A 19,889-nucleotide genomic window follows, 5' to 3' on the forward strand; every position below is an offset into this window, starting at 1 on the left:
AGCCCGCCCGGACTTTCTGAACGTGCGTACCCTCCTTGCCCCTGCTTGTCTGCTCGCGTGCCTCGCCGCGGCTTCCCTCGCGCCGCTGCCTCGCGCCGAAGCGCAGCCGGCCGGCGGTCGCCCTGCGCGCGGCGACTCCGCAGCAGACGCCGAAGAGGAGCTGGACGAGGACCTAGACGAGGATCTGGACGCCGACGAACGCGACGAGGCGGACCAGGGAGACCTCGACGAACCCCCGCCGCGCGAGCCGCTGGGGACCAACCCGTACGTGCAGGAGGAAGACGAGGACGAGGCGGTCGAGGTCATCGCCGGTCCCTGTCAGGGTCGCCGCATCATCCGCATCATGGTCGAGGGCACGCAGCGGGTGGCCGCCGAGGACGTGCTCGCCGGCATGCGCCTTGGCGCGGACATGCCATGCACGGACGCCGAGGTCACGCGCGACGCCCGCGCCCTGTGGGAGCTGGGGTTCTTCGACGACATCGTCATCGAAGCCGAGCCTGTGGGCAGCGGTGTGGTGTTGGTCGTCCGCCTACGGGAGCGGCCCGAGATTCGGCAGATCGTGTTCGATGGCAACGATGACGTCAGCGACGACGACCTGACCGAAAAGATCACCCTCCGGGAGCGTGAGATCCTCTCGGCCAGCACGGTCCGGGAACAGGTCGGGAAGATCCGCGACCACTACGCCTCGGAGGGCTACTTCCTCGCTCAGGTCACCTACGAAGTGCTGCACGTCGACGGCGACAGCAACGAAGTCGACGTGGTGTTCCACATCACGGAGGGCCCCGAGGTCAAGGTCCGACGCATCACGATCGTCGGAAACGACAGCATCTCCACGTCCGACCTGCACGGCATCATGGCCACGGGTGAGACGGGCTTCTTCTCGTTCATCACCAGCAGCAACACGTTCGATCGCGAAAAATTCGACGAGGACATGGTGCGCCTGCAGGCCTGGTACTACGACCAGGGCTACCTCGCGATGAGCGTCGGCTCCGCACGGGTGGAGCTCACGCCCGATCGCGAGTACATCGACATCACCATCCCGGTCGACGAAGGCCCACGCTTCCGCATCGGCGAGATTACGGTGCGCGAGCTGGACGAGAACGGCGAGGCCGCGGAGACCCTGCGTCCAGCTAGCACCCTGCGCGAGGAGATCGACCTCGACCGCGGGGACTGGTTCAACCGCACGGCCATCGCGACGGGCCTCATGGAGATCCAGCGCGAGTACCGCGACGAGGGCTTCGCGCGCGTGGAGGTCGAGCCGGAGACGGACCTCGACGAAGACGAGCGCATCGTCGATCTCACGCTGACCATCACCCGCGGCCCGCCCGTGCGCATCGAGCGGATCCGCATCGCTGGCAACACCAAGACCCGAGACCGTGTCATCCGCCGCGAGTTCCAGATCTTGGAGGGCGACCTGTACAGCCAGACGCTGATCGAGCGCAGCCGCACGTTCGTCAACGCCCTCGGCTACTTCGAGCGCGTGGACTTCAGCGAGGAGCAGGGCTCGGCCCCCGACCTGATGGTGCTGAACGTCGAAGTTGCCGAACGCGCGACGGGTACGTTCCAGGTGGGCGCTGGCTTCTCGTCCATCGAGCGCTTCATCGTCACCGCGCAGATCCAGCAGCAGAACCTCTTCGGACGCGGCCAGAGCCTGTCGCTCAACGTGCAGCTGAGCGGCATCCGCCAGCAGTTCCAGCTCAACTTCGTCGAGCCTTGGTTTCTGGACTCCCGCTGGACGTTGGGCGTCAACGCCTTCTACACGGTCCAGCAGCGCTTGAGCTTCAATCAGTCCTCGGCGGGCGGCGGCGCCACCCTGGGCCACCCCGTGCTGGACCCGCGGCTGCGCTTCTTCGTCAACTACGGGCTCGAGCACGTCTCCATCAGCCAGAACACGGGCGGCCTGCTCGGCAACGTGAACGCCACGGGCTTCCAGCAGTTCCAGGATCTCGGGCTGTTCGGTCAGTTCCGCGCGGGCTTCACCAGCTCGGTGCGGCTCTCGCTCACCTGGGACAGCCGCGACAACCGTCAGTTCGCTTCGAACGGCGTCTACTGGAACTGGTCGACCGAGGTGGCCGACAGCTTCCTGGGCTCGGACAACGTCTTCGTCCGCCACACGGCGTTCACCCGCTTCTACAAGAACATCTTCGGGCCCTTCGTGCTCAAGCTGAACCTCGAGTGGGGCCTCATCACGTCACGCCTCCCGCGCGGCGTGCCACTCTTCGAGCGCTTCTATCTGGGCGGCATCTTCAACGTACGCGGGTACCGGCTGTACAGCCTCGGGCCCCGCGTCGGCGTCCTCAGCGACCCGAACGGCTCTCCGACGAGCTCGCGCGGCGCAGATGGCCGGGCCATCGGCGGCAACATGCAGGCGTTCTACCAGCTCGAGCTGGAGTTCCCCATCGTCGAGTCCGTTGGCATTCGCGGCGTGCTCTTCACAGACGGTGGAAACGCCTGGAATCTCGAGAGTCGCCTGTGCGCAGCGCCGGTCAGCAACGACCGCAGCTCGAGCCCGTGCGGCTTCCACCCGTCCATCCGGACCTCGTGGGGCTTCGGCTTCCGCTGGTTCTCACCCCTCGGGCCGCTGCGCTTCGAGTGGGGCGTCCCCATCAACCGCCGCCCCTGGGAGTCGAAGATCGACTTCCAGTTCAACATCGGCAACAGCTTCTGATCTGCCCCGAATTCGGGACGAATGAATCCGACCCGCGGATGTTCGTCCAGTACCCGCTTGACCGTGCGACCTCGCAAAGCTAGCTAGCGTCAGCCCGAAAGGACTGGGAATGAACCTTCAGCGTCACGCCATCACACTCGCCGCCGCCCTCTTCGTGTCCGCCGTCACGCCCGACGTCGAGGCTCAGGTGCGCGTGGCCGTGGTGGATCTCCAGCAGGCCCTGAACGAGACCGACGACGGTCGTCAGGCCAAGCGCCGCCTCAAGACCCTCTTCCGCCGCCGCCAGAAGGCGCTGGACGCTGCTCAGAACAAGCTGAAGCAGATGGCGGAGGACATCGAGAAGCAGAAGGCTGTGCTCAGCCGCGAGGCCCTGCAGGCGCGCATGGAGGAGTACCAGAAGGCGCTCATCGAGCTGCAGTCGCAGTACATGGAGTACCAGCAGGAGCTCGCCACGAAGGAGGCGCAGCTCACCAAGCGCATCCTCGACCGCATGCGCGAGATCCTCCAGCGCATCGGCCGCGCGGACAACTACACGATCATCGTGGAGGCGAACGAGGGCGGCGTCATCTGGGTGCAGCCCAACCTGGACCTCACGCAGCGACTCATCACCGAGTACAACAGCGGTGGCGGGTCCGGCGGCGGCGGGGACGACGACGAGTGACACGCCGGGCGTGCCAGTCGCGCCCCCGCGGTGTACATACGTGCCCGTGACGCGCCGCCGCAGGTCCACGGGAGAGAACGCACCCACGCCCCTCGGGCGTCGGGTGCGTGTTGCGTTCTTGACCTCTGCTGCGTCGCTCGGTCTGGTGGCGCTCGGGGCCATCTCCGCAGGCGCTCAGGACACACGCGCCCCAGGCGCCGCCGCGGCCACGACCACGGGCGACGCCGCCCGCGTCCGGACGTTGGCGGAGCTGACGCGCGCGGCGACCGAATACAACCCGGGTGTTCGCGCTGCAGACCACGCCATCGCTGCCGCCGAAGCGCGGCTCGACGAGGTGCGCCTCTCGCCGTTCTTCCAGTTCGAGGTCACCGGCGGTCTGGCCGTCGCGCCCAGCGCACAGGGCACGCCTACGTACAGCCCGGACGGTCAGCTCCCGCTAGGAAACCCCTGGCGCCCCATCCTGAGCATCGAGGTCGAAGGCGCCATCCCGGTCTACACGTTCGGCAAGCTCATCAACGCGCGACGGGCCGGGCGCGCGGGCGTGCGCGCCGCCGGACACGATCGCGAACGCACCGTGCAGCAAACGCAGTACGACGTGCGTCGCGCCTACTTCGCGCTGCAGCTCGCGCTCGACGTCCAGCAGATGCTCTCCGAGGGCCTCGGCCGCCTGGAGACCGCTGTCTCGACCCTCCAGGAGCAGGTGGACAACGACGAGCCCGACGCAAACCCGATGGACATCTATCGCCTCGCCGCCGCGTTGGCAGAGGTGCAGGCGCGCGCCTCCGAGGTCACGCGCCTCGAGGTGTCGTCGCGCGCAGCGCTCGAGACCCTCACGGGCCTCCGGGACATCCACATCCCGGACTGTCCCAGCGCTCGCGTCGATGTCGACCTCCTGGAGTTGAGCGACTACGTCGCGCGGGCCCACGGGCACCGGCCAGAGCTGGGGATGCTGGAGGCGGCACTGGACGCGCGCCGCGCGGAGCTGAACATCCACCGGGCGCGGTTCTTTCCCGATCTCGCGCTCGGCCTGCGCGCTGGATACAGCTGGGGGCCCGGGGTGACCAACATCACCAACCCCTTCATCAGCGATCGCGCCAACACGCAGTCGCTCGGCGCTGCCCTCGTCATGCGTTGGAACCTCGACTTCGTGGGTGGCTACCACCGGACCAGGCGGTCGGAGGCCCAGCTCGCACAACTCCAAGCGCAGGACCAGCAGGCCCGGGACGGCGTGCGGCTGGAGGTCATCGCCACCTACGAGCAGCTGCGCGACGCGGACCGGCGCGAGGTGGCCTGGGCCCAGGGCGAGCGCCAGACGCGCAGCTGGTTCGTGGCCGCGGGGCAGGCGTATCAAGTGGGCACGAGCGAGCCACGCGAGCTCGTCGACGCGATGAAGGCTTACTTTACCAACCGCTTCAACCATCTCGAGGCGCTGCGCGAGTTCAACACGGCGGCGGCTACCCTCGAGCGCGTGACCGGCGCGGCGCTCGTCGACCCGGAGGCGTGGGAGCGGTCCTGCACCGAATAATCCTCGGCGCGAGGCGTCGAAGACCACGACCCGCGAGGCGGTCCCTCACCCTCGGAGAACCTCATGCATCGACGTCGCTTCCTCCTGCTTGCTGCCGCCACCCTGCTCTTCGCGAGCCAGGGCCCCGGAGTCGCATTCGCGCAAGCCGACCCCGCCGAAGCGCAGGCCTTCCTCACCAGCCGCCACGACGCACTGCGCCAGCTGTTCGCGCAGCGGCCGAGCGCGGCTCGCAACGAGCGCCTCAGCGCCATGGTCAGCGAGTTGTTGGACTTGGAGGAGCTGTCCCGCCTCGCGCTGCGAGACCACTGGGAATCCCGCACCCCCGAGCAGCGCGCGGAGTTCGTCAGCCTGCTGCGACGTCTCGTCCAGGAGCAGTACGAGCGGAACCTCGAGCGCACCATGAACTATACCGTCACCTACGACGGCGCCGATGTGCGCGGCCAGGTGGTCACGGTTCGCACGCTCGCCCGATCGGGAACCAACGGCCGCGCCCCCGCCGTCAGCATCGACTACCAGATGAAGAAGGTCGGCAACGTGTGGCGCGTGTTCGACATCGCAACGGACGGCGTGAGCCTGGTCCGCAACTACCGGACGCAGTTCAACCGCATCATCACGCGCGACGGATGGGACGCGCTCATCGCCCGCATGCGCGACCGCCTCTGACACGCGCAACGAAACGAAGACGGCCGCGTTCCCCGGAAAACTGGGCGGGACGCGGCCTTCGCCGTTGGCGGGCCCTACCACTTGGTGTGGTAGCGGCGCAGGCTGAGACTAGGGCCCAGCGGTCGCAGATGCGCGCAGCGCCAGGCCCTCCGCGTCCAAGACCACGAGCCTGCGATGGTCCGTGTCGATGATCCCGTCGCGCTTCAGCACGCCGAGCACCAGTGTGACCGTCTCGCGCGTGGCGCCGACGAACTCGGCGATCTCCACATGGGTGAACTTCTCACCCACGAGGACGCCGCGTGACTCGGGGATGCCGTGCCGCCCCGCCACCTGCTGGATGAACGCGGCCACCCGCGCCTCGACCGTGCGGGTCAGGAAGTCCGTCAGCCGCGCTTCGAGCTGGCGACGCCGGCGGTTCTGTACGTCCAGCAGCGCCCGGGCCACGCTGGGTTCTTGGTCGACCAGGCGCTGCACCACAGTCAGGGGAACACGTAGCGTGTCCATGTCGCTGAGCACCAGCAGCTCGAGGTCATCCGCCTCGTCGCTGAGGAAGCCCTCGCCGTACACGTCCCCGGGCCCGACGTAGTGCAGCGTCACGACGCGTGTCCCAACCGTGCGGGCGAGGCGCGCCCGCCCAGCCCCTACGACGAAGAGGCCACGCAGCATGCCGGTACGAGCCCGCTTGCGCTCGAGGCGCGTGGGCTGACTGGCGAGCGCCACCTCGCTCAGCGCGACGTCGGGCAGACCTGCGAACACGGCGCAGCGGCGCAGCAGGTCCCGCCGAGGGTTGAGAGGCTCCGAGGAGTGGGCGAAGGTCTGTGGTTGCGCTGACATTTCTGAAGTAACTTATAGCCGCAGAATAATATTCTAGTCAACGACCCCTCCGCAAAAGGTGTTCGATGCGCCCACGATTCCTCCCCATCGCGCCCCCCTAGCGTATGCCAGGTTGACCCTCCCCGATCGGAGCGCTAGCGTCTTCCGCCCCAGCGGCTGCGCCTTCCGACCATGCGCACGGAGTCACTCGAGCATGCGACTTTACAGCGGAAAGATCCCTCTCATCGCGGACGAGATCGTGCGCACCCTCGTCAAAGAGGGCTACATCGAGACCGAATCCGTCGAGGAGGTGGTGCTCGACATGGTCGCGGTGCTGAAGGAATTCGCGCGCAGGGATCGACAGGTGCTGGACGAGGCCAAACGCCGCATGGAGCTCCAGGGCCTCAGCTACTCGATGCTGGGCAAGATCAAGCAGCGGGTGGCCAAAGAGATGTCGTTCCCCGTGCCTGAAGAGGCCCTGCCCTACCTGGTGGACCAGCTGCTGAACATGCTGTTCCACAGCAACCAGGTGGACGAGGTCTTCGCGGACGACGCGGTCATCCGAAAGGCCCTGGTCCCCATCCTGAACGCTCACACCAACGTCGAAACAGACCTCGACCGTGAGGTGCGTTCCAAGATCAAGAACCTGGCGGAAGGCACGGCGTCGTTCGAGATCGAGTACCAGCGCGTGATGGAGCAGATGAAGGCCAAGAAGGGCCTCTGACCCCGCCGTGTCGCTGCGCAGCATGACCGGCTTCGGCGCGGGCCACGCACAGCTGGGCCGGCGCGAGCTGCGAGTGGAGCTGCGCGCCGTGAACCACCGCTTCCTGGACACGCGCGTCCGCTTGCCAGCTGCGCTCCACTCTCTGACCGGGGTCGCGGAGGAGGTGCTGAAGAAGCGCTGCGAGCGCGGTCGGGTAGAGGCCTACGTCGCGTTCGCGCAAGAACAAGCCGGCCCCGACCTCGACCTCTCCCGAGCCGAGAGCGCGCTGCGCGCGCTGGTCACGCTGCGCGACCAAGTCTGCCCCGGCGAGGCCTTGCCCGTCGCGCTGCTCTCGAGCATGCCCGGCTTGTTCGTCGAGCACGAGGCGCTCGACCTCGACGCTGCGCGCGAGGCCCTCGTAGCGGCGACCGAAGCGGCCTGCGCGGCGCTCACGGAGGCGCGCAAGACGGAGGGGGCCGCCCTACAGGCGGACCTCGAAGCGTTGCTGGCAGAGGTGGACGCGTTGATGACCGCGGTGGAGGCAGAGCGGCCAGCGCTGCTGTCGCGCTATGAGCAGCGCCTGCGGGAGCGGCTCGAGCGGGTGCTCGCGGACGATCGTCTCGCGCTCGACCCGGCGCGGCTCACCACGGAGATCGCCATCTTCACGGACCGCAGCGACGTGGCCGAGGAGCTCGCGCGCCTCCGAGCGCACCTGGAGCACTTCCAGGCGACCCTGACGGGCGGCGGCGCGGTAGGACGCAAGCTGGACTTCCTCACGCAAGAGATCTTCCGTGAGGCCAACACGCTAGGGACCAAGACCCCGGACATCACCATCACGCACCTGGTGGTGGAGCTCAAGACCACGCTCGAGCGCGTCCGGGAGCAGGTCCAGAACGCCCTCTGACGCCACTTGGGCGACCCGTGCCGACGGTTGCGTGTCACAGCCTTGTGCGATAACCACGGCCGTGGCCGACGACGTGCTCCTGCTCATCCTCAGCTCGCCTTCCGGGGCGGGCAAAACCACGCTCACGCGGCGCCTGCTGAACGACAAGACCATCACGTTCCGCTTCTCGGTCTCGCACACCACGCGTAGGCCGCGCGCGAACGAGGTCAACGGGCAGGACTATCACTTCACGGACGAGGCCAGCTTCCGCGCCATGGCGGCGCAAGGAATGTTCGCGGAGTGGGCCTACGTGCACGGCAACTACTACGGCACGTCCGTGGCGGAGATCGAGCGGGCCAAGGGCGACGGCGCCGGCGTTCTGCTGTTCGACATCGACTACCAGGGCGCCCGTCAGATCCGCGCCAAGTTCCCCGACGCGGTAGGCGTGTTCATCCTCCCGCCGTCCATGGAGGAGCTGCGCGCGCGGCTCGAGGGGCGCGGCTCCGAGGACGCGGAGACCATCAAGCGGCGCTTCGAGAAAGCGCAGACCGAGATCGAGCACTACCCCTTCTTCGACTACATCGTCGTCAACAAGGACATCAACGTGGCCGAGGCCGAGCTGCGCGGCATCATCTACGCGGAGCGCTGCAGGCGCGCGCGACGCGCCGCGGACGCCGAAGCGCTGCTGCCCAAGCCCTGAAGGGAGGCACCAGGCTAGAGCCAGGTGCCCCCCATCACCACCGAGAACCAGCCCTCCTCGAGACAGCCTCTGGGAAGCCGGGTGCCCCCATCCGCCGATGGCGATGGCGTCACACCCGCTCAACCGAGCGCAGCTTCCAGCGCCGCCTCCAACGTGCTCACCCCAACCACCTCCGCGCCGCTGCGTTCCGCGTCCGTCAGCCGGTCGGCGTTGAGCGCGGGCATGACCACGCGGCGGAAGCCCAACTTGCGGGCCTCGGCCACGCGCTGCGGGGCCAGCTGCACGGCGCGGATCTCCCCGGCCAGGCCAATCTCCCCGAACACGGCGACGTCCGCCGCCACGGGGACGTCGCGGAAGCTGCTGACCGTGGCGACCGCGAGGGCCAGGTCCAGCGCGCGCTCGTCGACCCGGACGCCGCCCGCGATGCTGGCGAAAACGTCGCGGTCGAGCACGTGGAGACCCGCGCGCCGCTCGAGCACAGCCAGCAAGATCGCCAGACGGTTGGCGTCGACGCCCGAGGCCACGCGCCGCGGGGCACCATAGGCCGCGGGGGCCACCAGCGCTTGCACCTCCACCAACAGCGGACGGCTCCCCTCGGCGGTGGGGACGATGACGGATCCGGAAGCGTTGGCCGAGCGCTCTGCCAGGAAGAGCGCGCTTGGGTCTGGGACCTCGCGCAAGCCTTCTTGCACCATCTCGAACACGCCGACCTCGTTGGCAGGGCCGAAACGGTTCTTGGTCGCGCGCACGATGCGGAAGGCGTGACTGCGGTCGCCCTCGAACGAGAGCACCGTGTCCACCAGATGCTCCAGCAGCTTTGGCCCCGCGATGGCCCCGTCCTTCGTGACGTGACCGATGAGCACGAGGCTGATGCCCTCCTGCTTGGCCAGCTCCACCAGCCGCGCCGTGACCTCGCGCAGCTGCGTGACGCTGCCCGCCGAGGACGACAAGTCGCTGGAGCGCAGGACCTGGATGGAGTCGATCACCGCGACCGCAGGGCGATCACGGCGCAACGCGGCCTCCGCGTCCTCGAGCTCGGTGCTGGCGAGGATGTCGACCTCGTCCACCCCCACCACGCCCAGGCGCCGCGCGCGCAGCGCGACCTGCGCGGCGGACTCCTCGCCGGTGACGTAGAGGGCCCGCAAGCCTTGCGCAGCGAGCGCACCGAAGGCCTGCATGACCAGCGTGGACTTGCCGATGCCGGGCTCACCCCCGAGCAGCACGACACCGCCCGCGACGGGCCCGCCGCCAAGAGCGCGGTCCAGCTCGGAGATGCCCGTGGGAATGCGCCGCGCATCGTCCGCCTGGACGTCGCGCAGCTTCTGGGGCCGCGCCTTGCCCGGTGGCGGGGCCGCGGTACGAGCTGCGCCGCTGGGCGCCACGCGCTCTTCCTCGAGCGTGTTCCACTCACCACAGCCGCCACAGCGGCCCATCCAGCGCGAAGCCACGTGGCCGCACGCGCGGCACACGAAGGCGGTCTTGGGGTTGGTCTTCTTCACGGGGCGGTCATCGTCGCCGGGCGCGCGTGGTTGCGTCCCGCCGTGCACACGCCGGCGGCTCGGCGGGCGCACACGCGCGTGCGGTGAGCCGGGGTCAGGCGTCGTCCTCCGCGGGCTCGTCACCGGCGCCTTCACCCGCTTCGGCGCCCTCCGGCGCGTCACCACCTGCATCGCCCGTGTCGGGTGCCGCTGCCGCCTCGGCGGCCGCCGCCTCGCGCGCCTGCCGCGAGGCCTCGAGACGTTCCGTGAGAATGCTCCGCAGCGCCGTCAAATCGAAGCGGGCCGGGCGCTCGTCCGCGCCCAGCGCGGCAACCTCCTCGACGATCTGGTCGGCGTGCCACCTCGGACGCTCGGGGACGGCCAGCCGGTCCCCCAGCTCCGCGAGCGCAGCCTTCTCTTCCTCCGAGACGTCGCCGTCCAGCCGCGTCATCCACGACGCGACGGCATACACGAACAGCCGGTCCGCCTTGCTCATCCTCGAGCGGTCGATGACATCGAGCGCGACGGGCTCCTTGCACGCCGCCTCGATCTCGCCGATCTCCTCCAGCTCCAGCCCAACCTCGACGGCGGCGCTGACGATGGCGTCTGCCTCGTCCGCGTCGAGGTTTCCGTCGGCCCAACCGATGGCGGCCAGGGCCAGGAACACATCACGCCCCATCGTCGGGGTCTCTGCGCTTTCCGCTTCGCTCATGTCGCTTCCTCACAGCCCGGCTGAGTCGGACCAGCGACCTTGTACCACAGGCCGAGGCGCGCGCGCGCTCAGTACTCGACGCCGAGGATGAGGCGCAGTGTCTGGGCGTTGCCCACTCCGAGCCCGGACTCCTTGAGCCCGGCGAGCGGGAAGAGGATGCCGTACTGGAACGCGGCGTAGAAGCCGTCGGTCAGGCCCGGGCCGTCCTCGCTGCGGTAGTACACCGACGCGTCCAGCTCGAGCCCCAGGTTGTTGTTGTTGCGGTCGCCATACTCGCGAATCTGCGAGGTGCGGTTGGCGCGGCTGTAGATGACGTCCACGCGAGCGCCCACGCGCTGACCGAAGGCCGTGCGCACCAAGTCGTACGAGAGGCCGGGGCGGAGGTAGTAGACGCCGCCGATGTTCCCAAGCACGTTGCGGAACAGGATGAGGTCGATGCGGTAGTTCGGGTGGAAGCCGAAGTGCGTCAGCCGCCGGTTGCCGTCCTCCTGCTGGTAGGTGTTCTCGCGGTTGGAGATGCCCCGCGCCTGCGAATCACCCGTGGCGAGACCCGTGTCCAGGTAGATGCCGAGGGCCTCGTCCAGCAAGCGGTACTCGGCCTGGAGAGCGAAGCCACCGGAAAGAATGCGACGGTCTTCATCCCTGAACTCGGTGCGCTGGGTGTTGCGGATGCTGCCGATGTGCATGGCCGCCTCCAGCTCGAGCCGCAGATCACCCCACAAGAACTGAACCCAGACGTCCGGCGTGACCTGCCGAGCGTTGCGACGCACGAGCAAACCGTCCAGCGAACTCACTTCATCGTCGCGGTCGAGTGCAAGCTCAGACCCAAGGCGCTGCTTGCGGTACAGGAAGTACAGACCCGCGTTGAGCACCCAGTCCCCGTTGGCCAGGCGCTCCTCCTGCTCTTCCTCGCCCATACGGTAGGCCGCCAAGAACGAGAACTGGCGGATGTCATCCGCGCCTGTAAAGTCGAACGGCACCGCGCGGAGGTTGGTGAGCGGGCTCATGACCACCCCCTCGCCCGCGAAGTCGTAGGACGCGCCGAAGAAGAGGTTGCTGTAGCGCGTGATGGCCTGGATGCGGTCGATCTCGGACGAGTAGTCGCCGTCCAAGTTGTCGCCAGCGTTGTAGAGCATCCCGAGGCCCCACTCGTGCGCCATGCGGCCGAAGCGCAGCTGTCCGAGAGCGCGATTCGTCACTTCGGCCCACGCGCGACGCACGTAGATGCTGTCGCGGAACGCGTCACCCGAACTCGTGGAACTGACCCCCGTCGAACCAAAGTCGATGGGCGGACCGTCGACGCCGCCAGCGGGGATGCCGCCATTGATCACGCGGTCTGGAGAGCTGCCAAGCACGGCGTTGTCCAGCACGTCGATGGTCATGTGCACGCGAACGTCGTCCGAGAGCGCCAGGGTCGGCTGCAGGCGCACACGCATGTTGGCGTAGCGCAGACGGTCGGAGCGACCGCACGTGCCAGTGCCTCCTTCCATGGCCTCGCCGTTGCAGTTGCCTTCCACGCTCGCCTCGCTGGACCCGGGGACCCACAGCGAGAACGGCCAGGTGTTGCGGTGGTCCAGGAAAAAGTTGTCCTGCAGCTCGCCGCGCACGCGCAGGTAGCCGTGCAGCGTCAGCACGCTCTGCGGCGATGTCCACGCGGCGCGCGTGGGGTCGCTGGACGGGGCCGCGCTGTCGAGCAGGCTCTGGTCGTCCCCAGGCTCGGGCTCGTCCAGGGGCTCTTCCTCGGAGACGTCTTCCGGGTCTGCGACTGGCGGGCGGGTAGCGCCGCCGCCGGCGGGCTCCTCCTCCTCTTCGCCCCAGTCCTCGTCCTCTTCGTCCCAGTCCTCGTCCTCTTCGTCCCAGTCCTCGTCCTCATCGACGTCCACGTCGTCGGCGGGGTCTGCGAGCCGCGGGGTGGGTTGCGCCAAGCCCACGCTCGCCGGTGCGGCGACCAGCGCGAGGATCGAGACGATGGACAGCAGGGAATGGCGTCGCATAGGGTGCCCGCACGTAGCATGCTGACTCCGAGCCGGTCAATCCCGGGCCGGTCCCACGGCGCACGGTTGACCGGGCCCCCGACCTGGGCCAAGTCGCAGCCTCTATGGCTTCCCCTACCCTGCGCTTGATACCCCTCGGCGGCCTCGGCGAGATCGGCATGAACTGCATGGTCATCGAGTGCGAGGGGCGCGCGGTGGTCCTCGACTGCGGGGTCACGTTCCCCTCGAAGGAGCCTGGGGTGGACGTCATCCACGCCGACTTCGGGTACATCGAGGCCAACCGCGACCGACTGGACGCCGTCCTCATCACGCACGCGCACGAGGACCACATCGGTGCCCTGCCCTACCTGCTGCCGCTGATCCCGGGCATCCCCGTCTACGGACCCCCCTACGCGCTTCGTCACATTGCCCGGCGCCTCGAGGAGCACGGCCAGACGGCGGACCTGCGCCCCACGCGCGCGGGCCAGTCGTTCGGGGTGGGCCCGTTCGAGGTCGAGCCCTGGCGCGTGACCCACTCCATCCCGGACGCCACCGGGCTCATCCTGCGAACCCCCGCGGGGGTGGTGGTCCACAGCGGAGACTTCAAGATCGAGCAGAGCCCCGTCCCAGGTGAGGTGTTCGACGCCGCTCGGCTCCGGGCCGCGGGCGACGCCGGCGTGCGGCTGCTGCTGAGTGACTCCACCAACGTGGACCAAGAGGGGCGCGCGGGCGAAGAGCGCGACGTGGTCGAGACGCTGGACGAGGTGGTGGGCAACGCCAAGCAGCGCGTGTGCGTGGCCGTCTTCGCCTCCAACGTGCACCGGCTGAACGCCGTCATCGCCGCAGCCAAGAAGCACCGTCGGCGGATCTGCCTGCTGGGCCGCAGCCTGGACAACCACGCGGCCGTGTCCCGCGAGCTGGGCCTCATCCCGCCCGCCGACGCGCTCTTCGTGGCGCCCGAGATGGCGCGCTCCATCCCGCGCGACGAGCTGATCGTGGTAGCGACTGGCACACAGGGAGAGGACCGCGCGGCGCTCGGGCGCATCGCGCGCGGAGACCACCGGCACATGGCCCTCGAGCCGGGTGACGAGGTGGTGCTGAGCTCGCGCGTGATCCCGGGGCACGAGCAGCAGGTGTTCGACCTCATCAACAGCCTCGAGCGGCGCGGCATCATCGTGCACCACCGGCGCAGTCGCTCGGGTGTGCACGTCTCGGGGCACGCGTGCCGCGAGGAGCAGCGCGAGCTCATCCGCCTGGTGCGGCCACGGGCGTTCTTGCCCGTGCACGGCACGCGCTACCACCTGCGCCTGCACGCCGAGCTGGCTGCCGCCGAAGGCGTGGCCGAGACGGTGGTCGTCGAGAACGGCAGCATCGTCGAGTGCGACGACGACGGACTGCGCGAGGCGGGGCACGTGCGCGCCGGCCGCGTGTTCCGAGAGCGGGGGCGCAGCGTGGAGCCGGCCGTCCTCATGGACCGCGAGCTGATGGCGTCGCTGGGCCTCGTGATCGCCAGCCTGCCGATCGACGACGAGGGGGAGCTGGTGGGGCCGCCCAAGGTCGTGTCCCGTGGCCTGTTTGCGCACGGCGACCGCGAGGGCGACGCGCTGATGGCCCGCGCGGCGCGCTTCGTGGACGACGAGATCGAGCGCTACGACCCCGTGGGGGCCGAGGCCCTCGAAGACCAGGCCCGGCGCTCGCTGAAGCGCTTCTTCGGCCGCGAGCTGAACAAGAAGCCGCTGGTCATGGCCACCACCGTTTCCGTCGAGCTGGACTGAGCATGTCGGTCCCGAGCGCCACCTCCATGGTCCACCTCTCCCATCCCCGCCCCCTTCGCCTCGCCCCCTTCGCGCTCACCTGGGTGGCGCTGCTCACGCTCGCGCTCGGCCTCGTCGGCTGTGGTGGCCGCGCTCCCACGGGCGAGCCCGCCCACGGCACGAGCGGGCAGGAGGGCCAAGAGGACCCGTCGCTGGCGGGCGTGTCCCGCGCACCGACCGACCAAGAACGCCGCATCATCCAAGGGCTGATGCGCGACGCGAGCCGCGTGCGGAACCTCGCGTTCCTGCACGAGGTCCCCACCGAGATCCAGGACGAGGCGCGCATCCGAGCCTTCGTCGAGGCCGACATCGAGCCCGACGAGCTGGCCGAGTCGCGCGACCTCTATACGTCGCTCGGCCTGCTGCCCGACGACGTCGATCTCGAGGCGCTGCTGCTCGAGGTGCTGGGCGAGCAGATCGTGGGCTACTACGACCCCGATGGGGGGCGCCTGGTGGTACGTGACGACGTCATGCGCTCGCTCGCCGCGAGCTCGGTGGACGAGGCGCGCGTGGTGCTGGTGCACGAGTTGGTGCACGCGCTACAGGACCAACACCTGGCGCTTGGCGCGCTCAACGACCAGGAGCGAGACACGGACCCAGACAACGCCTACCGCGCGCTCGTGGAAGGCGACGCCACGCTGGCGATGATGGCCTACGTCCTGGCGGCCCAAGGGACTGATCTGGCAAACATCACGGGCCAGCCGGACATCCTCCGGCGCTTCTTCGACGCGGCTCCCAATGCGGGTGCCGACGCGCTCGGCCGCGCGCCCGCCATCCTGCGCGTGACGCTGATGGCCCCCTACACCGCGGGCGCCATCTTCTGCGGCGACCAGCACCGCATTGCGGGCTGGCCGAGCGTGGACGCGGCACACCGGACGCTGCCCGTCACCACCGAGCACGTGCTGCACCCCGACAAGTACGCGGCAGGCGAGCTGCCGGACACCATCACGTTGCCGCGGGCGACGTCCCTCGAGGCCCTTGGCTTCGTCCGCACGCAGGAGGACACGCTGGGCGAGCTCGAGCTCTCCATCTACCTGGCGCAGGGCACGTCGAGCGATCAGGACCTCACCGCAGCCGCCGGCTGGTCGGGAGACCGCTTGGCCATCTACGGACGAGCGGACGCCCCCTCCGCGGTGGTCTGGTGGACCAGCTGGGACACGGAGCAGGACGCGCGCGAAGCCGAGGTGGCCGCTCGGCGCGCCGGGGCCGAGACCGAAGGTAGCGTCGTACTCCGCGAGGGGCGCGCCGTGCTGATCCTGCGCCACGTCCCCACGGCGGGCAGCGGCGAGATCGTCGCGGCCTTCTCCGCCTTCGCGCGGGCCCTCCCGGCGACGCCACCCCGGCGCTGAGGTGTGATAGATCGGGGCGATGAAACGTCGCTCCTGGGACCAGTACTTCATGGCCATCGCGCGTGAGGTGGCCACCCGCGCCACCTGCGACCGCAAGCACGTGGGGGCCGTCATCGTGCGGGACAAGACCATCTTGTCCACCGGCTACAACGGCTCGATGCGCGGCCTGCCGCACTGCGACGAGGTGGGCCACATGATGGAGGACGGCCACTGCGTGCGGACCCTGCACGCGGAGAACAACGCCATCATCCAGGCCGCCAAGAACGGCGTGGCGATCGACGGCGCGACCATCTACGTGACGGCGAGTCCCTGCTGGAACTGCTTCAAGGCCGTCTGCAACGCGGGCCTCGTGCGCGTGGTGTTCGGCGAGTTCTACCGCGACCAGCGCATCTTCGAGACCGCCAAGCTGGTGGGCATCGAGCTGGTCGCGCTGCCCGTGGAAGAAGCGGGGAACGACACCGCACCCGCTTGACCCACCCCGAGCAGGAGGGTAAGCACCCCGACCCGCCGTTTGACACGACACTCCGTCGTGCACCGCGCGTCGCGTCCGTTTCTTCCCGCAGGAGCCCGTTCGAAAGATGAAGTCGCAGGTCAGCGAGATCAGCCCAGTGCTCGTCGAAGTCAAGGTGGAGGTCCCCTGGGAGACCGTGAAGGAGGACCTGGACAAGACCTTCCTGCTCGTGGGGCGCGAGGCCCGCGTCAAGGGCTTCCGCCCCGGCAAGGTGCCGCCCGCCATCGTGCGCAAGCTCTTCGGGCCGCGCGTCAACGCGGACGTGGCCGCCAACCTGGTCAGCCGCTCGCTGATCAAGGCGGTCGAGGAGCACTCGCTGCAGCTGTGCGGTGAGCCGGACTACGGCGACCTGGCCGAGATCACGGCCGGTCAGCCCTTCTCGTTCGCGGCCAAGCTCGAGGTGCGCCCCACCATCGACAAGGTCGAGTTCGACAAGCTCGAGGTCTACAAGGAGGAGGTCGCCGTGACCGACGCCGAGGTGGACGAAGAGGTCGAGCGGCGCCGCAAGTGGGCCATCGAGTACAGCGCCCCCGAGCCCATGCGCCCGGCCAAGAACGACGACCGCCTGGGCGTGTCCTACTCGGTCACGGTGGACGGCGAGGAGGAGCCCGCGTTCTCCAACGAGGACAACGAGATCGTCCTGGGCGCCGAGGGCCTGCTCAAGGAGTTCCAGGAGGGCCTCCTGGGCAAGCAGCCGGGCGACGACGTCACGCTCGAGATCGCCTACCCCGAGGAGCACACCAACGAGAAGCTGCGCGGCAAGACCGCCGTGTTCTCGGTCAAGGTGCTGCGCGTGGAGGAGCCGCACCTGCCCGAGCTCAACGACGAGTGGGCCAAGGAGCACGACTTCGACACGGTCGCCGACCTGCGCGCCGGCCTGCGCAAGCAGCTCGAGGAGACGCGCACCAAGCGCGCCCGCAACGAGACGCGCGATCAGCTCATCGAGGCCCTCGTCGCTCGTAACGCCATCGAGGTCCCGCCGTCCATGGTGAAGCAACAAGAGCAATCCATGGTGTACGAGTTCGCCCAGTTCCTGCAGTACTCCGGCGGCATGGGCCCCGGCGGCCTGCCCGAGAACTTCTTCGACGACCTGAAGGAGCGCGCCGCGAAGCGCGTGCGTGGTGGCCTCTTGCTGAGCGCCATCGCCCGCCTCGAGAACATCGCGGTGGAGAAGGCCGACGTGGACGCCAAGCTGGCCGAGATCGCCGAGAAGACCGGCAAGCACGTGGCCAAGGTGCGCGCGGACTACCAGGGTGAGAAGCTCGACCAGCTCGAGAACGAAATCTTGAACGACAAGCTGCTTTCCCTTCTAGAGTCCAAGGCCAAGGTCAAGAAGGGCAAGCGTCCGGAGCCCGAGAAGAGCGCAGCCAGCGCGGAGAGTGAGCCTGCATGAGCGAGCGGATCCCTGAGCAAGCCGTCTGGGTCTACGAGAACACACATCGTGGCGAGCGCCAGTGGGACATCTGGAGCCGGCTGCTCAAGGACCGCATCGTGTTCCTGGGGACCGAGGTGAACGACACGGTCGCGAACCTCATCATCGCCCAGATGCTCTTCCTGGAGAGCGAAGATCCCGACAAGGAGATCACGCTCTACGTGAACAGCCCCGGCGGCAGCATCACGGCCGGCATGGCCATCTACGACACCATGCAGTACGTGCGCTGCCCCGTGGCCACGGTGTGCCTGGGTCAAGCGGCGTCGATGGGCGCGTGGTTGCTGGCGGCGGGTGAGCCCGGTCTGCGGCGCGCGCTGCCCAACAGCCGCGTGATGATCCACCAGCCCCTCGGCGGCTTCCGCGGCCAGGCCACGGACATCGAGATCCACGCGCGGCAGATCCTGCAGCTGAAGCACCAAATGACCGAGATCCTCGCGCACCACACGGGCAAGAGCTTCGAGGTCATCCGCGAGGACACCGAGCGCGACCGCTACCTGTCGGCGGAAGAGGCCAAGGCGTACGGTCTGATCGACCACGTCATCGCCCCGAGGAAGACCCCCTGAGGCGCGCACGAGCGGGTTCGGACGAGGCTCTTCGCGCGGCTGCGCGAGGGGTCTCTGCGGCCCGTGGTGGCGCCCTCGACGCGCTCTCGACATGGGGTCCGCGCAGCACTAGACTCGACACGACGGGAACCATTCCCCTAAACCCTCGGACAGCCAACGGCGCTAACGAAAAGTGAGGACTGGGTGCCCAGGCACGACGACGGACACGGCAATCTCCAATGTTCCTTCTGCGGAAAGTCGCAGAAGGAGGTCAAGAAGCTCATCGCAGGGCCGACGGTCTACATCTGCGACGAGTGCATCGGGCTCTGCAACGACATCATCGCGGAAGAAGTCGACCGCGAGGACTCGCTGCAGTCGGGCGCGCCCCTGCCGAAGCCTGCCGAGATCAAGGCAGTGCTGGACGAGTACGTCATCGGGCAGGACCGCGCGAAGAAGATCCTCTCGGTCGCGGTGCACAACCACTACAAGCGCATCGACTCGAAGATCACCAACGACGACGTCGAGCTGCAGAAGAGCAACATCCTCCTGCTGGGCCCCACGGGCAGCGGCAAGACGCTGTTGGCGCAGACGCTGGCGCGCATCCTCAACGTGCCCTTCGCCATCGCCGACGCCACCACGCTGACCGAGGCCGGCTACGTGGGCGAGGACGTGGAGAACATCATCGTCCAGCTGCTGCAAAACGCCGACCACGACGTGGAGCGGGCGCAGCGCGGCATCGTGTACATCGACGAGATCGACAAGGTGGCGCGCAAGGGCGACAACCCGTCCATCACGCGCGACGTGTCGGGCGAGGGCGTGCAGCAGGCACTACTGAAGATCATCGAGGGCACCGTGGCCAACGTGCCGCCCAAGGGTGGTCGCAAGCACCCGCAGCAGGACTTCCTGCAGATCGACACGGCCAACATCCTGTTCATCTGCGGCGGTGCGTTCGTGGGCCTGGACCAGGTCATCGAGCGGCGCATCGGCGAGAAGACCCTGGGCTTCGGCGCGGACATCCCGTCGCAGAAGGACAAGAAGGTCGGCGAGCTGCTCGAGCAGGTGCAGCCCGAGGACCTCTTGAAGGCGGGCCTCATCCCCGAGTTCATCGGTCGTCTGCCGGTCATCGCCACGCTGCACGAGCTCAACGAGGAGGCGCTGATCGACATCCTCACGCGCCCGCGCAACGCCCTGGTGAAGCAGTACCAGCGCCTGTTCGAGATGGACGGCGTGAAGGTGAAGTTCACCGAGGGTGCCCTGCGCGCCGTGGCCCGAGGCGCTCTCGAGCGCAAGGCCGGCGCCCGCGGTCTGCGCGCCATCACCGAGCACGCGATGCTCGACATCATGTACGAGATCCCTTCGCAGTCGAACATCAAAGAGGTGGTCGTCAACGAAGAGGTCGTCCTCAAGGGCGAGAAGCCGCTCATTGTGTACAGCAAAGAGGCCAAGCCCGCGTGACCGTCGT

The 19,889-nt window shown here is 68.5% G+C and carries 17 protein-coding genes; 13 read left to right on the plus strand and 4 right to left on the minus strand.

All coding sequences use genetic code 11. The features are described from left to right. Nucleotides 1-22 precede the first annotated feature (22 nt). The 4 genes from bamA (at nucleotide 23) to H6726_16715 (ending at nucleotide 5,517) form a co-directional block, all read left to right on the plus strand. Entirely contained in the window at nucleotides 23-2,668 is a 2,646-nt protein-coding gene (bamA, locus tag H6726_16700) for an outer membrane protein assembly factor BamA (GenBank protein ID MCB9659286.1), read from the plus strand. Between the two features lie 109 nt (nucleotides 2,669-2,777). Beyond that, entirely contained in the window at nucleotides 2,778-3,329 is a 552-nt protein-coding gene (locus H6726_16705) for an OmpH family outer membrane protein (protein ID MCB9659287.1), read from the plus strand. Nucleotides 3,330-3,375: 46 nt separating this feature from the next. Beyond that, entirely contained in the window at nucleotides 3,376-4,854 is a 1,479-nt protein-coding gene (locus tag H6726_16710) for a TolC family protein (GenBank protein ID MCB9659288.1), read from the plus strand. 63 nt (nucleotides 4,855-4,917) lie between these two features. Further along, nucleotides 4,918-5,517 carry an ABC transporter substrate-binding protein gene (locus tag H6726_16715; protein ID MCB9659289.1) on the plus strand — a complete coding sequence of 200 codons (600 nt, stop codon included), beginning with the start codon at nucleotides 4,918-4,920 and terminating at the stop codon, nucleotides 5,515-5,517. Nucleotides 5,518-5,625: 108 nt separating this feature from the next. Here H6726_16715 and H6726_16720 read toward each other — a convergent pair whose 3' ends face one another. Beyond that, a complete protein-coding gene (locus H6726_16720) occupies nucleotides 5,626-6,351 on the minus strand; it encodes a Crp/Fnr family transcriptional regulator (GenBank protein MCB9659290.1) in 726 nt (241 codons plus the stop codon). Nucleotides 6,352-6,544: 193 nt separating this feature from the next. On the opposite strand from H6726_16720, the gene H6726_16725 reads away from it, so the two are divergent. From H6726_16725 to gmk, 3 genes are read left to right on the plus strand one after another with little or no spacing between them, the layout of a single operon-like run. Next, entirely contained in the window at nucleotides 6,545-7,054 is a 510-nt protein-coding gene (locus H6726_16725; protein ID MCB9659291.1) for a DUF507 family protein, read from the plus strand. Nucleotides 7,055-7,061: 7 nt separating this feature from the next. After that, nucleotides 7,062-7,937 carry a YicC family protein gene (locus tag H6726_16730; protein ID MCB9659292.1) on the plus strand — a complete coding sequence of 292 codons (876 nt, stop codon included), beginning with the start codon at nucleotides 7,062-7,064 and terminating at the stop codon, nucleotides 7,935-7,937. A gap of 49 nt (nucleotides 7,938-7,986) precedes the next feature. Continuing rightward, a complete protein-coding gene (gmk, locus tag H6726_16735) occupies nucleotides 7,987-8,616 on the plus strand; it encodes a guanylate kinase (protein ID MCB9659293.1) in 630 nt (209 codons plus the stop codon). A gap of 119 nt (nucleotides 8,617-8,735) precedes the next feature. Here gmk and radA read toward each other — a convergent pair whose 3' ends face one another. From radA to H6726_16750, 3 genes are all read right to left on the minus strand, one after another. Beyond that, complete coding sequence (radA, locus tag H6726_16740; protein MCB9659294.1) at nucleotides 8,736-10,286, minus strand: DNA repair protein RadA; 1,551 nt, start codon at nucleotides 10,284-10,286, stop codon at nucleotides 8,736-8,738. After that, nucleotides 10,210-10,806: a hypothetical protein gene (locus H6726_16745; GenBank protein MCB9659295.1), complete on the minus strand. Its 597-nt coding sequence runs from the start codon at nucleotides 10,804-10,806 to the stop codon at nucleotides 10,210-10,212. The genes radA and H6726_16745 overlap by 77 nt, the downstream gene beginning before the upstream one ends. A 68-nt stretch (nucleotides 10,807-10,874) precedes the next feature. After that, entirely contained in the window at nucleotides 10,875-12,800 is a 1,926-nt protein-coding gene (locus H6726_16750) for a TIGR04551 family protein (protein ID MCB9659296.1), read from the minus strand. Nucleotides 12,801-12,904: 104 nt separating this feature from the next. Between H6726_16750 and H6726_16755 the strand changes: the two genes are divergently transcribed. From H6726_16755 to clpX, 6 genes are all read left to right on the plus strand, one after another. Further along, on the plus strand, nucleotides 12,905-14,554 hold the full coding sequence (locus tag H6726_16755) for a ribonuclease J (protein MCB9659297.1): 1,650 nt from the start codon (nucleotides 12,905-12,907) through the stop codon (nucleotides 14,552-14,554). A 2-nt stretch (nucleotides 14,555-14,556) separates the two neighbouring features. Continuing rightward, entirely contained in the window at nucleotides 14,557-15,942 is a 1,386-nt protein-coding gene (locus H6726_16760; GenBank protein ID MCB9659298.1) for a hypothetical protein, read from the plus strand. A gap of 19 nt (nucleotides 15,943-15,961) precedes the next feature. Beyond that, entirely contained in the window at nucleotides 15,962-16,414 is a 453-nt protein-coding gene (locus H6726_16765) for a cytidine/deoxycytidylate deaminase family protein (protein MCB9659299.1), read from the plus strand. Between the two features lie 106 nt (nucleotides 16,415-16,520). Next, nucleotides 16,521-17,846, plus strand: coding sequence for a trigger factor (tig, locus tag H6726_16770; protein MCB9659300.1), 1,326 nt, complete (start codon nucleotides 16,521-16,523; stop codon nucleotides 17,844-17,846). After that, the gene (gene clpP / locus H6726_16775; protein MCB9659301.1) at nucleotides 17,843-18,448 is read left to right on the plus strand and encodes an ATP-dependent Clp endopeptidase proteolytic subunit ClpP; all 606 of its coding nucleotides are present in this window, start codon (nucleotides 17,843-17,845) and stop codon (nucleotides 18,446-18,448) included. Before tig ends, clpP begins: the two co-directional genes overlap by 4 nt. 183 nt (nucleotides 18,449-18,631) lie before the next feature. Further along, nucleotides 18,632-19,882, plus strand: a complete 1,251-nt coding sequence (gene clpX / locus H6726_16780; GenBank protein ID MCB9659302.1) for an ATP-dependent Clp protease ATP-binding subunit ClpX — start codon at nucleotides 18,632-18,634, stop codon at nucleotides 19,880-19,882. Nucleotides 19,883-19,889: the final 7 nt, after the last annotated feature.

It is taken from the genome of Sandaracinaceae bacterium (assembly GCA_020633055.1).
Lineage (GTDB): Bacteria > Myxococcota_A > Polyangia > Polyangiales > Houyiibacteriaceae > JADJJE01.

Bases quoted from the DNA above. Each gene is read 5' to 3' on its own strand.
- H6726_16705 (MCB9659287.1), top strand. From the start codon at position 2,778: ATGAACCTTCAGCGTCACGCCATCACACTCGCCGCCGCCCTCTTCGTG.
- H6726_16715 (MCB9659289.1), top strand. From the start codon at position 4,918: ATGCATCGACGTCGCTTCCTCCTGCTTGCTGCCGCCACCCTGCTCTTC.
- H6726_16720 (MCB9659290.1), bottom strand. From the start codon at position 6,351: ATGTCAGCGCAACCACAGACCTTCGCCCACTCCTCGGAGCCTCTCAAC.
- H6726_16725 (MCB9659291.1), top strand. From the start codon at position 6,545: ATGCGACTTTACAGCGGAAAGATCCCTCTCATCGCGGACGAGATCGTG.
- radA (MCB9659294.1), bottom strand. From the start codon at position 10,286: ATGCAGGTGGTGACGCGCCGGAGGGCGCCGAAGCGGGTGAAGGCGCCG.
- H6726_16745 (MCB9659295.1), bottom strand. From the start codon at position 10,806: ATGAGCGAAGCGGAAAGCGCAGAGACCCCGACGATGGGGCGTGATGTG.
- H6726_16750 (MCB9659296.1), bottom strand. From the start codon at position 12,800: ATGCGACGCCATTCCCTGCTGTCCATCGTCTCGATCCTCGCGCTGGTC.
- H6726_16755 (MCB9659297.1), top strand. From the start codon at position 12,905: ATGGCTTCCCCTACCCTGCGCTTGATACCCCTCGGCGGCCTCGGCGAG.
- H6726_16760 (MCB9659298.1), top strand. From the start codon at position 14,557: ATGTCGGTCCCGAGCGCCACCTCCATGGTCCACCTCTCCCATCCCCGC.
- H6726_16765 (MCB9659299.1), top strand. From the start codon at position 15,962: ATGAAACGTCGCTCCTGGGACCAGTACTTCATGGCCATCGCGCGTGAG.
- tig (MCB9659300.1), top strand. From the start codon at position 16,521: ATGAAGTCGCAGGTCAGCGAGATCAGCCCAGTGCTCGTCGAAGTCAAG.
- clpP (MCB9659301.1), top strand. From the start codon at position 17,843: ATGAGCGAGCGGATCCCTGAGCAAGCCGTCTGGGTCTACGAGAACACA.